General features: G+C 46.8%; 13 protein-coding genes. 6 read left to right on the top strand and 7 right to left on the bottom strand.

Annotated features, from left to right (window positions below; translation table 11 throughout):
• Positions 1-25: 25 nt before the first annotated feature.
• Positions 26-1387 (bottom strand): S1C family serine protease, encoded by a 1362-nt coding sequence (locus OVA33_RS08545; protein WP_017418949.1) that lies wholly within the window; start codon positions 1385-1387, stop codon positions 26-28.
• Positions 1388-1664: 277 nt separating this feature from the next.
• Between OVA33_RS08545 and OVA33_RS08540 the strand changes: the two genes are divergently transcribed.
• Both OVA33_RS08540 and OVA33_RS08535 read left to right on the top strand, forming a co-directional pair.
• The gene (locus OVA33_RS08540) at positions 1665-2342 is read left to right on the top strand and encodes a two-component system response regulator CssR (RefSeq protein WP_014418841.1); all 678 of its coding nucleotides are present in this window, start codon (positions 1665-1667) and stop codon (positions 2340-2342) included.
• The gene (locus tag OVA33_RS08535) at positions 2339-3694 is read left to right on the top strand and encodes a two-component system sensor histidine kinase CssS (protein WP_014418842.1); all 1356 of its coding nucleotides are present in this window, start codon (positions 2339-2341) and stop codon (positions 3692-3694) included. The genes OVA33_RS08540 and OVA33_RS08535 overlap by 4 nt, the downstream gene beginning before the upstream one ends.
• Positions 3695-3721: 27 nt before the next feature.
• Here the strand turns inward: OVA33_RS08535 and spxO are convergent, their stop codons facing one another.
• Entirely contained in the window at positions 3722-3886 is a 165-nt protein-coding gene (gene spxO / locus OVA33_RS08530) for an anti-adapter protein SpxO (RefSeq protein ID WP_270777847.1), read from the bottom strand.
• A 178-nt stretch (positions 3887-4064) separates the two neighbouring features.
• Between spxO and OVA33_RS08525 the strand changes: the two genes are divergently transcribed.
• A complete protein-coding gene (locus OVA33_RS08525) occupies positions 4065-4940 on the top strand; it encodes a TetR/AcrR family transcriptional regulator (RefSeq protein WP_017418948.1) in 876 nt (291 codons plus the stop codon).
• A gap of 36 nt (positions 4941-4976) precedes the next feature.
• Here OVA33_RS08525 and fumC read toward each other — a convergent pair whose 3' ends face one another.
• Both fumC and OVA33_RS08515 read right to left on the bottom strand, forming a co-directional pair.
• Entirely contained in the window at positions 4977-6365 is a 1389-nt protein-coding gene (fumC, locus tag OVA33_RS08520; protein WP_063637058.1) for a class II fumarate hydratase, read from the bottom strand.
• A gap of 67 nt (positions 6366-6432) precedes the next feature.
• Entirely contained in the window at positions 6433-6618 is a 186-nt protein-coding gene (locus OVA33_RS08515; RefSeq protein WP_017418947.1) for a YvzF family protein, read from the bottom strand.
• A 116-nt stretch (positions 6619-6734) separates the two neighbouring features.
• On the opposite strand from OVA33_RS08515, the gene OVA33_RS08510 reads away from it, so the two are divergent.
• The 3 genes from OVA33_RS08510 to OVA33_RS08500 are packed head-to-tail and all read left to right on the top strand — an operon-like array spanning position 6735 to position 10361.
• Positions 6735-8177: a spore germination receptor protein GerAA gene (locus OVA33_RS08510; RefSeq protein ID WP_063637059.1), complete on the top strand. Its 1443-nt coding sequence runs from the start codon at positions 6735-6737 to the stop codon at positions 8175-8177.
• Complete coding sequence (locus tag OVA33_RS08505) at positions 8152-9252, top strand: spore germination protein (protein WP_025649264.1); 1101 nt, start codon at positions 8152-8154, stop codon at positions 9250-9252. Before OVA33_RS08510 ends, OVA33_RS08505 begins: the two co-directional genes overlap by 26 nt.
• Positions 9249-10361 (top strand): Ger(x)C family spore germination protein, encoded by a 1113-nt coding sequence (locus tag OVA33_RS08500; protein ID WP_025649265.1) that lies wholly within the window; start codon positions 9249-9251, stop codon positions 10359-10361. Before OVA33_RS08505 ends, OVA33_RS08500 begins: the two co-directional genes overlap by 4 nt.
• Positions 10362-10402: 41 nt before the next feature.
• Here the strand turns inward: OVA33_RS08500 and OVA33_RS08495 are convergent, their stop codons facing one another.
• The 3 genes from OVA33_RS08495 to liaF are packed head-to-tail and all read right to left on the bottom strand — an operon-like array spanning position 10403 to position 12823.
• A complete protein-coding gene (locus OVA33_RS08495) occupies positions 10403-11035 on the bottom strand; it encodes a two-component system response regulator LiaR (protein WP_017418943.1) in 633 nt (210 codons plus the stop codon).
• On the bottom strand, positions 11013-12095 hold the full coding sequence (liaS, locus tag OVA33_RS08490) for a two-component system sensor histidine kinase LiaS (protein ID WP_003151796.1): 1083 nt from the start codon (positions 12093-12095) through the stop codon (positions 11013-11015). Before liaS ends, OVA33_RS08495 begins: the two co-directional genes overlap by 23 nt.
• The gene (gene liaF / locus OVA33_RS08485) at positions 12092-12823 is read right to left on the bottom strand and encodes a cell wall-active antibiotics response protein LiaF (protein ID WP_003151794.1); all 732 of its coding nucleotides are present in this window, start codon (positions 12821-12823) and stop codon (positions 12092-12094) included. Before liaF ends, liaS begins: the two co-directional genes overlap by 4 nt.
• Positions 12824-12849: the final 26 nt, after the last annotated feature.

Here is a 12849-nt window from a genome sequence, read left to right as displayed (position 1 = left end):
TGAAGGTTCAGCTTTTTTTATGCGTTCAGCTTGCGCTTTCGGTTTGTTTCGTTAATGTGACGTTCAGCGTCTTTTTGCTTCCGCTTCTGAGAACTTGAACAGTCGTTTTATCGCCGATTTTCAGCTGGTTATATAAGATTTGTCTGATATCTGCGCTGCTGTCGACATCTTTGCCGTTCAATTGTACAATGACGTCATTTGATTTGATGCCCGCCTTCGCAGCCGGTGAGCCGGATTGCACTTCTTTTACGTAAACACCCTTAGACAGCTGGTCGCCGAACAGTCCGAGCGTGTTTTCCTGATAGGTTTCCGGCACTTGGGACATATCAATCATCTGCACACCTAAAAATGGGCGCTCGACTTTTCCTTTTGCAAGGAGCTGGTCGACTATCGGTTCTACATCATTGCTCGGAATGGCAAAGCCGAGTGACTCCACGCCGTTTTCACTGACTTTCATGCTGTTGATCCCGATAACCTGGCCGCTTGAGTTGATTAACGGGCCGCCGCTGTTTCCGGGGTTAATCGCCGCATCCGTCTGAATCACGTTCATTTCCACCGTGCCTTGAGATGTATCGGCGTCTACCGTTCTGTTCAGCCCGCTGATGACACCTTGTGTGACGGTGCCGGAAAACTGCTGGCCGAGCGGGTTGCCGATGGCAATCACTTTATCGGCAATGCGGAGCTTGGAGGAATCCCCGAAGCTGGCCGCTTTTTTGACATTGGACGAGCTGATTTCCAATACAGCCAAGTCACTGATGGCATCCTTTCCGACAAGCTTTGCCGTTTCGGTTTTCCCATTGTAAAGAGTGACCGACAGTTTGTTCGCCCCTTCTATGACATGATTGTTTGTGATGATGTACGCTTTTTCGCCGTCTTTTTTGAAGATGACGCCTGACCCCGTGCCGCTTTCCGTTTCAGAGCTTGAACCGCCGTCAAGTCCGAACTGGCTGCTTTGCGAAGCTTGGTAGTTGGACACTCCCACAATCGCAGGCTCCAAATCTTCTACCATATCCGCTACGCTTGAGGTATTTTTCAAAGGCGTTGACGTAAAATTCGAAGACTGAACTTGTTTCGTATCAGAAACGGCTTCTGTCTTATGCTGCTCACTCGGCAGGTTCGGCACAATGCCAAGCACGAGGCCTCCGCCGATAATACCGCCTAAAATCGGGCTCAGCCAAGCGGCTCTCCGTTTTTTTTCTTTTTTCACGGCAGCCGTTTTTTCAAATTCCGCGCCGGCGGCCGTCTCTTTTTCCGCTTCTTTCGAGACGGGCCCTTCGAGCAGCTCCGGCTCCTGATGGCTGATCCGCTGCTGTTCATTTCTGTTTTGTTCCGTATGTGAAAGATCTGACTGATCGCGGCTTCTGCCGTCATCTCGATGATCATTCATATTCACGCACACTCCTTTTAGCATGTTTTCATTCTATCGATTACATATTCATCGCATGTACAAGTTCTATTGTCCCAATAATAAGGAGAAAAGCAAAGCTCCAAAACAAAATGTGTTTAAACATGTTATCTTCCCCGCTTTTTTTCTTCCTTTCTTCCCTTATACACATCATAAACAAACATTGTGGGATAAAAATGAAAAGAATATGTGAAATTATGAAAATGCGGCTTGAGTGTGTTAAAACTAGTATAATGACGTTGAAAGGATGTGAAATGCCTTGTCATACACCATTTATCTAGTTGAAGATGAGGATAACCTGAATGAACTGCTCACAAAATATTTAGAGAATGAAGGCTGGAACATTACATCTTTCACAAAAGGCGAAGATGCCAGAAAGCAGATGCAGCCGTCTCCCCACTTGTGGATTCTCGACATCATGCTTCCGGATACGGACGGCTATACATTGATAAAAGAAATAAAAGAAAAAGATCCCGATGTGCCCGTCATTTTCATTTCCGCGCGGGATGCCGATATTGACAGAGTCCTCGGGTTAGAGCTTGGAAGCAATGATTATGTCGCCAAGCCTTTTTTGCCGAGAGAGCTCATTATACGGGTTCAGAAGCTGCTGGAGCTCGTGTATAAAGAACAGCCCGCCGCAAAGAAAACCGGCATCACCGTTTCTTCCTACAATGTGATCGAAGATGCCCGAGAGGTTTATGATGAAACCGGCAGCCTGGTCAATTTGACGTCTAAGGAATTTGATCTGCTGCTTTTATTTCTTCACCATAAAGGACACCCCTTTTCCAGGGAAGATATTCTGCTGAAAATATGGGGCCATGATTATTTCGGCACTGACCGGGTGGTCGATGATCTTGTGCGGAGGCTGCGGAAAAAAATGCCGGAATTAAAGGTTGAGACCATTTACGGATTCGGCTACAGGATGATGACGTCATGAAAAATAAGCCGCTTGCTTTTCAAATATGGGTGGTCATCTCAGGCATCCTCTTAGCCATTTCGATTCTGCTGCTCGTGCTGTTCTCAAATACGCTGCGTAATTTTTTCACGGATGAAACGTATACGACCATTGAAAATGAACAGCATGTACTGACGGAGTACCGGCTGCCCGGATCGATCGAGCGTGGATATTACAGCGAGGATGCGACCGCTCCGACGACTTTCCGATCCGTTCAGCACGTTCTTCTGCCGGAACGGGAGGAATCGGCCAGTGACAAAGACTTGAACTACTTTTCTTCTTCCTTTATCCATAAGGTGTACAAGCTCGCGGGCCGCCAGCACAGCGTCACGAAACGATACAGCGCGGACATCAGCGGTGAAAAAGTATTTTTCGTCATTAAAAAAGGCCTCACCATTAACGGCCAGGATGCGATGATGCTGTCTTACGCCCTTGATTCTTATCGTGATGATCTGGCATTCACCCTGTTCAAGCAGCTGCTCTTTATCATTGCCGGCGTGATTTTGTTAAGCTGGATTCCGGCGATTTGGCTTGCCAAATATCTCTCGCGCCCGCTCGTTTCCTTAGAGAAGCATGTCAAACGGATTTCAAAACAGGATTGGGATGATCCGGTCATCGTCGACAGAAAAGACGAAATCGGAAAATTAGGCCATACCATTGAAGACATGCGGAGCAAGCTGGTACAAAAGGATGAAACGGAAAGAACGCTCCTGCAAAATATCTCTCATGATTTAAAAACGCCTGTCATGGTGATAAGGGGCTATACTCAATCAATAAAGGACGGGATTTTTCCTAAGGGGGATCTGGAAACCACAATTGATGTCATTGAAGGCGAAGCAGAAAAACTTGAGAAGAAAATTAAGGATTTATTATATTTAACGAAGCTTGATTATTTAATGAAGCAGCGGGTGCACCATGAGACATTTGACATTGTGAAGGTCACGGAAGAAGTCATTGAACGGCTCAAATGGGCCCGGAAGGAATTATCGTGGACCGTTGAAACAGAAGATGCATTAATGATGCCCGGTGATCCGGAACAATGGAGCAAACTTCTTGAAAACATTCTCGAAAATCAAATCCGCTATGCAGAAACGGCGATTCACATTCGGATCAGCCAAAATCAGCAGCAGATTGTCATGACGGTTAAAAATGACGGGCCTCCGATTGAGGATGAGATGCTATCCAGCTTGTACGAGCCTTTTAATAAAGGGAAGAAAGGCGAGTTCGGCATAGGACTCAGCATCGTAAAACGGATTTTAACCCTGCATAAAGCATCAATTTCAATTGAAAATGGCCAATCGGGTGTAATCTACCGAATTATCGTACCAAAGTAGACTGTAATGTTTCATTGCAGTCTTTTTTTATATGAAGGAGTAGCCGTTAAAATCTCTGTAGTTTGTTTTCAGCGGTTTTTGGCATTGATGAACCCATTTCTTTTCACAAATTGTCTTTTTCGGATATTTCACCTTTTCGACTTTAATTCCTCTGTTTCGCAAGCGGCTGATCATTTCATCTAATTCTTTCATTTTCAGATTCACCCTTTCGCCAGAACTTTGACCATTCGGTCAGCTCACTTTATAATATAAATAAAATAAAACAAAAAAACAAGTTACAATCAGGTTAAATTTACGGAATATCAATATGACCATATAGTCATACATAAGAAGCACAAGCCAGCCTCCTGGCTCCGAAAGGGTGGAACCATTGAAGGAAAAAGAAAAGCTGATCATTGAAGCAGCAATTAAACTGTTTGCCCGAAAAGGGTACAAATCTACATCGGTTCAGGAAATCGCCGATGAATGCAAAATCTCAAAAGGCGCTTTTTATCTATACTTTCCTTCCAAAGAAGCACTGCTTCTATCCATGCTGAATTACTACTATGATAAAACGTTTACCCGAATCACGACGATCCAAACGGAGGGTGACAGTCCGAGAGCCGCTTACCAAAAACAGCTTGCGGTGTTTTACGAATCGATTCTCGCCCATCAGGATTTTATTACGGTGCAGATGAAAGACGGTTCACTTCCTTATACCGAAGAAGCGGCGCAGTGCGGAAAGAGAATCCGCCGGTCGATCCTGCAGTTTCATATCGACAGTCTTCTTGCTATTTACGGAGAAAAAGCTGAACCATACACAGCCGAGCTTTGTTTTTTAATAGAAGGAATCAGTCAGATGTATCTTGAGTATCTGATTCTGACCGGCCGGTCCGTACAGCCTTCGCTTCTGGCAAATACCGTGATTCACAGAATTGATGACATCGTAAACGGAATGGCGGACAGACATGATGAAGCATTTATTTCTCTTGATGAGGCAAGCTCGCTGTTTGGGCCCCTTCATAACGGGCAGCCCGATCCTTTAAGTCAATCGATCTTGCAGACCCTCCGCACCCGCATCGGCACGATGGACAAGGCGCAAGCATCTGAATTCACCGAGAGCTTGGATATTCTGGAAGCGGAAATGAAGAAAAAGTCACCGAAACCGGCAATCATCAAAGGAATGATTTTGAATTTGAAGGAATCCGACCTGCTGGCTGAAGATGCAGAACAGCTCAGATTTTTACTGAAACAGCAGTTTATTTAGAAGAACGGCCGCAATATCTGCAGCCGTTCTTTCTTTTTATGCTTTCGGGTGCACCATATCTTCCGGACGCACCATTTCATTAAATTGTTCTTCTGTCAGAAGGTTCAGCTGTAATGCCGCTTCTTTCAGTGTCAGGCCTTCTTTGTGGGCAAGCTTGGCGATTTTCGCGGCGTTTTCATAACCGATGTGCGGGTTAAGCGCCGTAACAAGCATTAATGAGTTAGAGAGATTTTCCTGAATCGTCTCTTGGTTCGGCTCAATACCGACAGCGCATTTGTCATGGAAGGAATTCATTCCGTCACTGAGCAGCTGCACGGTCTGCAGGAAGTTATAAATAATAACCGGTTTGAAGACATTCAGCTCGAAGTTTCCTTGGCTGGCCGCAAATCCGATTGTCGCGTCATTTCCCATCACTTGCGCGGCGATCATTGTCAGCGCCTCACTTTGCGTCGGGTTGACTTTGCCCGGCATGATAGAGCTTCCCGGCTCATTTTCAGGAATGACGATTTCGCCGATTCCGCAGCGCGGGCCGCTAGCCAGCCATCTGACATCGTTGGCAATCTTCATCAGGTCGGCAGCCAATGCTTTTAACGCGCCGTGAACGTGAGTGATTTCATCATGGCTTGTGAGCGCGTGGAATTTGTTAGGCGAACTTTTGAATGTCTGCCCCGTTACTTTTGTGATTTCTTCCGCGACGTATTCACCGAACTGCGGATGGGCGTTGATTCCCGTGCCGACTGCCGTGCCTCCGATGGCAAGCGCGCGGATTTTTTCCGTTGACTCAAGAATCATTTCTTTCGAACGGTCAAGCATGTATACCCAGCCGCTGATTTCCTGTCCGAGCGTCAGCGGAGTGGCGTCCTGCAAATGCGTGCGTCCGATTTTCACAATATCCTGATAAGCTTTCGCTTTTTCATCAAGCGTCGCGCGCAGCTGATCAAGCGCCGGAACGAGCTGCTCATATACGGCAAGAACCGCCGCAACGTGCATCGCCGTCGGGAATGTATCATTTGAGCTTTGGCTGCGGTTGACGTCATCATTCGGATGAATCTTCAGCTCGGAATTTTTTTCTTTCAATAAAGCAGTCGCGCGGTTGGCCACCACTTCATTCATGTTCATGTTGCTTTGCGTGCCGCTTCCCGTCTGCCAGACAACGAGCGGAAAGTTATCGTCGTATTTGCCGTTTAAAACATCGTCACATACAGCGGCAATCGCTTGTGTTTTTTCAGACTCTAAGTTGCCGAGGCGTTCGTTGGCGATCGCTGTGCTTCTTTTCAATATTGCAAACGCCTTCACAACACGCTGAGGCATTTTTTCTGAACCGATTTTGAAGTTCTCCTTGCTGCGCTGTGTCTGAGCGCCCCAAAATTTATCTGCCGGAACTTTAACTTCTCCCATGGTGTCTTTTTCAATTCTGTAGTCCATTTATGTATCCCTCCATAACAGTTGCTTCACCCTGAGTATTATTCGCCAGTAACAGATGAAACCCTTTTTATTTTTCGGCCTTGGCCGTTTTTAATTTCAGCTCAAGATAGACGCGCGAATCCTTAGAGTATTTATACTTCGGATTTGTTTTACGGTATTCTTTCGACGTGTAAGCCACTTCGTAATGCGCTTCAAATGATTTGATGAGCTGTTCAATTTCTTCGGCATCCCCTGCCAGTCTGACTTGTGCCACATCTCTCCTCCGCTTTCATAAAAAAACTTGTACCATTAAATACTTTATCATAGTATATCATTTTTTTAACAGGAAAAGATAACCTCAATTAAGGATTGGAAGGCGGGTGACTGTCGATGGCGCAATCGGAATTCAAGGAATACATACACGTTAACCTGGCACTGGTGCTTCCCCACGTAGAGCAGAATGATGACCTGGTTCAAAATAAAAAGATGCTTCCGAACGGGCTTGTTTTTTATTATATGTATCTGAGTGAAATGAACGACGAAGACAAAATAAAAGAGGCGATTGAAACGCTGCTTCAGGAGGAAGACACTCTGACGCTGGATACGGTGGCGAAACGTCTTGATAAGATCGACGCCCGTCCCGTCTTTACGTCGAAGGAAGCCGTCATCTCCATTCTGCGGGGAAAATGCGCCGTGTTTATTAACGGACTTGACAGCGTATACATTTTGTCCACGGGAAAAAGAGAAAAAAGAAGCGTAAATGAACCCACATCCGAAAAGGTCGTAAGAGGTCCGAAAATCGCCTTCATAGAAGATTCTGATACAAACATCGCCATGATCAGGCAGCGCACGAACCATCCGAAGCTGAAAACGAAAAAGGTTCCGATCGGAGAAAACAAGTTAAAATACGCCACGGTCATGTACATAGATGATAAGGCGGACCCGTCTGTCGTCAGCGATGTTGTAAAGCGCCTCAGCGAAGTGAAGATGGACGACATCCAGGATTCCGGAACGCTTGAGGAGCTTATTGAGGATAATAAGTATTCGCCCTTTCCGCAAATACAAAATACGGAACGGCCTGATAAAGTCTCTTCCGCCTTGTTCAACGGCCGCGTCGCCATCCTTGTCGACAACTCGCCGTTTGCGCTGGTGGTTCCGGCTTCTTTAGGAATTTTAATGCAGTCTCCCGATGATTATTATGAACGGTGGATTTCCGCCTCACTCATCCGGGCGCTCAGGTTTACGTCTATTTTTATCACGCTGTTTTTTTCGTCCATTTATATCGCCCTCGTTTCGTTTCACCAAGGGCTGCTGCCGACGTCGCTTGCAGTCACCATCGCGGCGAACAGAGAAAACGTTCCCTTCCCGCCTATCATTGAAGCGATGGTAATGGAAATTACGATCGAGCTGCTGAGAGAAGCGGGCTTGAGGCTTCCCAGCCCGCTCGGCCAGACGATCGGATTGGTGGGCGGAGTCGTCATCGGCCAGGCGGCCGTTGAAGCGAATATTGTCAGCTCCATCATGGTCATCGTGGTCAGCATTGTCGCGCTCGCTTCATTTACGGTGCCGCAGTACGGGATGGGTCTGTCGTTCCGTGTGCTCCGTTTTATTTCGATGTTTACCGCGGCAGCTTTCGGGCTGTACGGCATGATTTTATTTATGCTGGCGATCTACACTCATTTATCGAGACAGCGAAGCTTCGGTTCTCCGTATTTCTCGCCGAATGGATTTTTCAGCTTAAAAAACGCAAACGACTCTATTCTCCGTCTCCCTATTAAAAATCAACCAAAAGAGGCGAAAAACATAAATGAGCCAGAAAACAACTCACAATAAGCTTACAAGCTATCAAGGGACAGCATTGATTGCAAACACGATGCTCGGCGCGGGGCTTCTCACCATGCCGCGGGCGCTGTCATCCAGGGCAAATTCGCCGGACGGCTGGATCGCGTTATGTCTGGAAGGCGTCATCTTTATCTTTTTGATTTATCTCAATACGCTCATTATGAAAAAGCATCAGTACGGATCATTATTTGATTATATGAATGAAGGACTCGGCAAATGGGCGGGAAATATCGTCAATCTGATGATCTGTCTCTATTTTATAGGAGTCGCCAGCTTCGAAGCCCGGGCGATGGCGGAAATGGTCAAGTTCTTTTTATTGGAAAGAACGCCCGTGCCGGTCACGCTGTTTATCTTTATTGCCTGTTCCGTTTATTTAATTATCGGCGGCATGAGCGATATCGGCAGGCTCTTTCCTTTCTATTTAACGATTACGATTATTATTTTGCTGGTGGTGTTTTCTTTCAGCTTTAAAATATTTGATATCGACAACCTGCGGCCGGTGCTCGGACAGGGGTTTTCTCCCGTTATGGCCTCCTTGACCGTCGTTTCTGTTTCCTTTTTGGGGATTGAGATTATGCTGTTTCTCCCCGAGTACCTCAAAAATAAAAAGCACACGTTCAGCATGTCGGCCATGGGCTTTGGCATCCCGATTATTTTATACATTATTACCTACGTGCTCGTCGTCGGCGCCTTAACCACCCAGGATGTCAAAACAATGATCTGGCCTACGATCGCGCTCTTTCAATCATTTGAAATCAAAGGGCTTTTTATTGAAAGGTTCGAGTCCTTTTTGCTTGTTGTCTGGATTATCCAATTTTTCGCCACCTATGTATCATACGGATATTTCGCGACATCAGGCCTTCATAAAATTTTCGGGCTGAAGCAGAAAAAGGGCGTCATCTTCGTCGGGATTGCGACATTCTTGGGGTCATTGATGCCAAAGGATGCGAACAAGCTGATGCTGTTCAGTGATATTCTCGGCTATATCTTCTTGGTTTTCTTTTTGCTGCCTTTACTGATATTTGCAGTCGTCGCTGTGAAAAGGAAGGTGAAAAAAGCGCAATGAAGAAATACATCGTAATCATATTTTGCACATTGCTTTTGGCCGGGTGCTGGGACAGCCGCAATTTAGAAGACTTGAGCCTCGTTATCGGGGTCGGGCTCGATAAACCCGAGGAAGAAAATGTAGAAGTGACACAGCAGATTCTGATCCCGCAAAAAGCAAGTTCCCAGCAGTCGTCGTCAGGCGATACGACAAAAGTAACGTCCACTCCCGGGGAAACCGTCCATCAAGCATTAAAAACGGCATCGTTAAAAAATCACCCCGCATTCTCCCAGCACTTGCGTATCATGCTGTTTTCCGAAGCGCTGTTAAAGGATAACATTCCGCTTGACGCATTGATGAACCAATTTATCAGGGACAACGGTACGAGAAGAAGCTGCAATGTGATGACGGTGCCGGATAAAACGAAAGATATTTTCAAAATCAGTGACCAGGGAGAACCTGCGTCAAATACGATCTATGACTTAACGGAGAATAATTCGGTCACCATCCGGATGATGGAGCCCGTGACATTGGGGGAAATATCCGAGAAAATCGCCAAAGGCGAGACCTTTGCCCTTCCTCAAGTGCGCCAAGTGGGCAGCAGACTGGAAATCTGGGGCGCTACCATTATTAAAAATAAATTCTGGTATGCGAATTTAACGCCTTTACAAGTCCAGAATATGAACCTGTTCACAGGCACGGTAAAGGGGGGCGTCACGTTTGCAAAGCATGACAATCATTATTTATCCTTCGAAGTATTTTCCAGCAAATATAATGTGAAAACACAATATAAACACGGAAAATTCAAGTTTATCGTCACCCGGTTTGTTGAAGGCCGTCTGTCTGAGGATTGGAATCCGAAAGAAGATTCCTTCAAGGAGTCCTATATAAATGAAATCAAAAACGCGGTAAAACGCAGCATTCATTCAGATGTCATGGCATTCATTGATTACATGCAGCATGAGTTGAAAGTGGATATTACCGGGTTAGGCGATCAAGTCCGGATTCATTATCCCGATAAATGGAAAAAGATATCCTCGGACTGGGACCATCACTTCAGTGAATCGGATATTGAATACAAAGTCAAAGTCGCCATCAGGGATTTCGGAACAAAGGGAATGTCCCAATGACCCTGTCTTCGGGAGAGTGTGCTGGCGCCGCTCTCCTTTTCTTATGTCACGAGATGATTGCGGTGGGCATATACGGCTGCCTGCGTGCGGTCACTGACATCAAGCTTTGACAATATATTCGTAACGTGGGTTTTTACCGTTTTAATCGTAATGAACAGCTCTTCACCAATCTCTTTATTCGTCTTGCCTTCCGCGACGAGACAGAGGATTTCCAGTTCTCTTTTTGTCAGCGTTTCATGCGGAAGCTGATTCTCTGAATGGCGCAGCCTTGACAGCACTTTTCCCGCCACCTTCGATTCAAGCTTCGGTTCGCCCTTGGCAGCCGCTCTGATGGCTTCGGCTATTTCTGCCGCCTTGGACGTTTTCAGCAAATAGCTGAGCGCTCCCGCTTCGATCACCGGATACACTTTGTCGTCATCAATAAAGCTCGTCAGCACGATGATTTTCGGGTCATTGAGTTTCGCGCAGATCTGTTTTGTCGCTTCGATGCCGTCCATGCCGTCCATGACAAGGTCCATTAAAATCACATCCGGCAAAAGCTCTGCGGCCAGATCGACGCCCTGCTGCCCGTCTGATGCTTCACCGGCGACTTCAATGTCCGGCTGTGCTTCTAAAAATGCGGCCAGACCCATCCTGACCATCTCATGATCATCAATCAGTAACACTCGAATCACTGTCGTTCTCTCCTTTTGTTTTCTGATAAATCGGGACTTTCACGTCGATCTGCGTGCCTTTTCCCTTTACGGAGATAATTTCCGCTATGCCGCCGATTTCACTCGCTCTTTCCTTGATGGAATGCAGGCCGTATGAGGATGCTTTCACTTGATCCATCGTAAAACCCGCCCCGTTATCAATGACTTTAAGCTGCAGCTTTTGATGTTTCGCGCCGAGTCTGACGGTGACCTTGGTCGCCTTTGAATGTCTGAAAACGTTGGAAAGCGCCTCCTGCACGATGCGGAACAGATGGTCTTCAACGCCTTTTGACACACCCGTATCGCTGATGTCCCACTCAATATCCAGCGGCTGCTTCGCTTTGAACTCTTTTAACAGCTCAATCAGCCCTTCTTTTAAGCCTTTTCCTTCTAAAGTGACGGGCCGCAGATGCAATAGCAGCGCTCTCATCTCGTTTTGCGCTTCCCCCGCCATATGTTCAACCATGCGAATCCGTTTGACGATTTTGTCATCCGCATCTTTCACCTGCTCTAAGACGGCGGATGTCATCATAGAAATGGCAAAGAGCTGCTGGCTGACGGCATCGTGCAGATCGCGCGCCAGCCGCTGGCGTTCTTCAGTGATGACCGATTTTTTCATTTGATCCTGCCATTCCGCCCGCTCGTTGGAGAGCTTTTGCAGCGATGTGACTTGGAGCTCGACCCGCTTGGCCATTTCGTTGAGCTGATCTGCCGCCAGACCGATTTCATCATCGCCGAGCGGCGGCACCCGATAAGCAAAATTGCCGTTTTCAAATTTCAAAACCGCTTCAATCAGTGTATCCATTCTTGTTTTCAGGCGGCCTCCGTATACATAACCGGAAATCAATCCGGCCGAAAGAGACGCCAGAAGCAGGATGACCACAAACGGAATACCGAACCAGCCGGAAGAAAACAGCAGCATCGGGTCAAGCCCGTAATACAGCAGCATCAGCGTAATAAACACCGCGCAAAGGAGCAGACTGAGCCCCGCGGTCATCCGCATGGCGCGCCACTGAATATTGGCGAGTAATTTTTTCCTCATAAATACTTCACATCCACATCGCCGATGAATAACGAAATTGAAATTTTAATCCGCCGCGGCGAGTCGCCGTACTCAGACGATACTTTATAAAGATTCGGGCTCATGCCGCTTTTCTTAGAGCCGAGCAGGTTCATATCGCCGATAAAAGCCGATGAACTGACGGACACTTCGATATCCGGCGGGACGTACACATCGACATTGCCGATGACACCGCTGATGGTCATCGTGCTTTCTCCTTCGGGAATCATCGCTTTTGACAAATCAATTTTCACATCGCCGATGAATCCGGAAACATTTAAATCATTCAGCTCAAACGGGTCCTTCATCATCCGCAGCTCGCCGATAAAAAAGCTGCGGAGGTCCGGCTGTCTGCTTTCCGTCTGGGCGGAAGGCTTTGGCTGCTCTTCTTTTTCAAGATTGATTTTCTTCTCTTTATGTTCATACACGCGCTTTCCTTTCAGGAGCCTGTAGCCCGCGTATATGAGAAAGGCGGCGAAGGCATAGCCGAACAGGTTAAAGGTGGCGCTGAACAGGTTCCTCAAAAATAAAAAAGCGGCGAAGATATACAGGACGGAGCCGAGCCAGCCGCGGGAATATTTATTAAAAATATAGCCTGTGATCAGAAAAAAGAGCGGCCAAAACAAGAAGTCGCCGATGCCGATAATACGCAAAAACATGCTGACGCCTAATAAGGCGATGATAAGTCCGAGAATCTGTTTTTTTGCCATCAGCTGCCTGCCCCTCCTTTCCTTGA

Source organism: Bacillus sp. KICET-1, assembly GCF_027721405.1.
In the GTDB taxonomy this organism is placed as follows: Bacteria; Bacillota; Bacilli; order Bacillales; family Bacillaceae; genus Bacillus; species Bacillus velezensis.
Note: the sequence above shows the minus strand (reverse complement) of the source record. Positions and strands in the feature narration are given on the sequence as shown.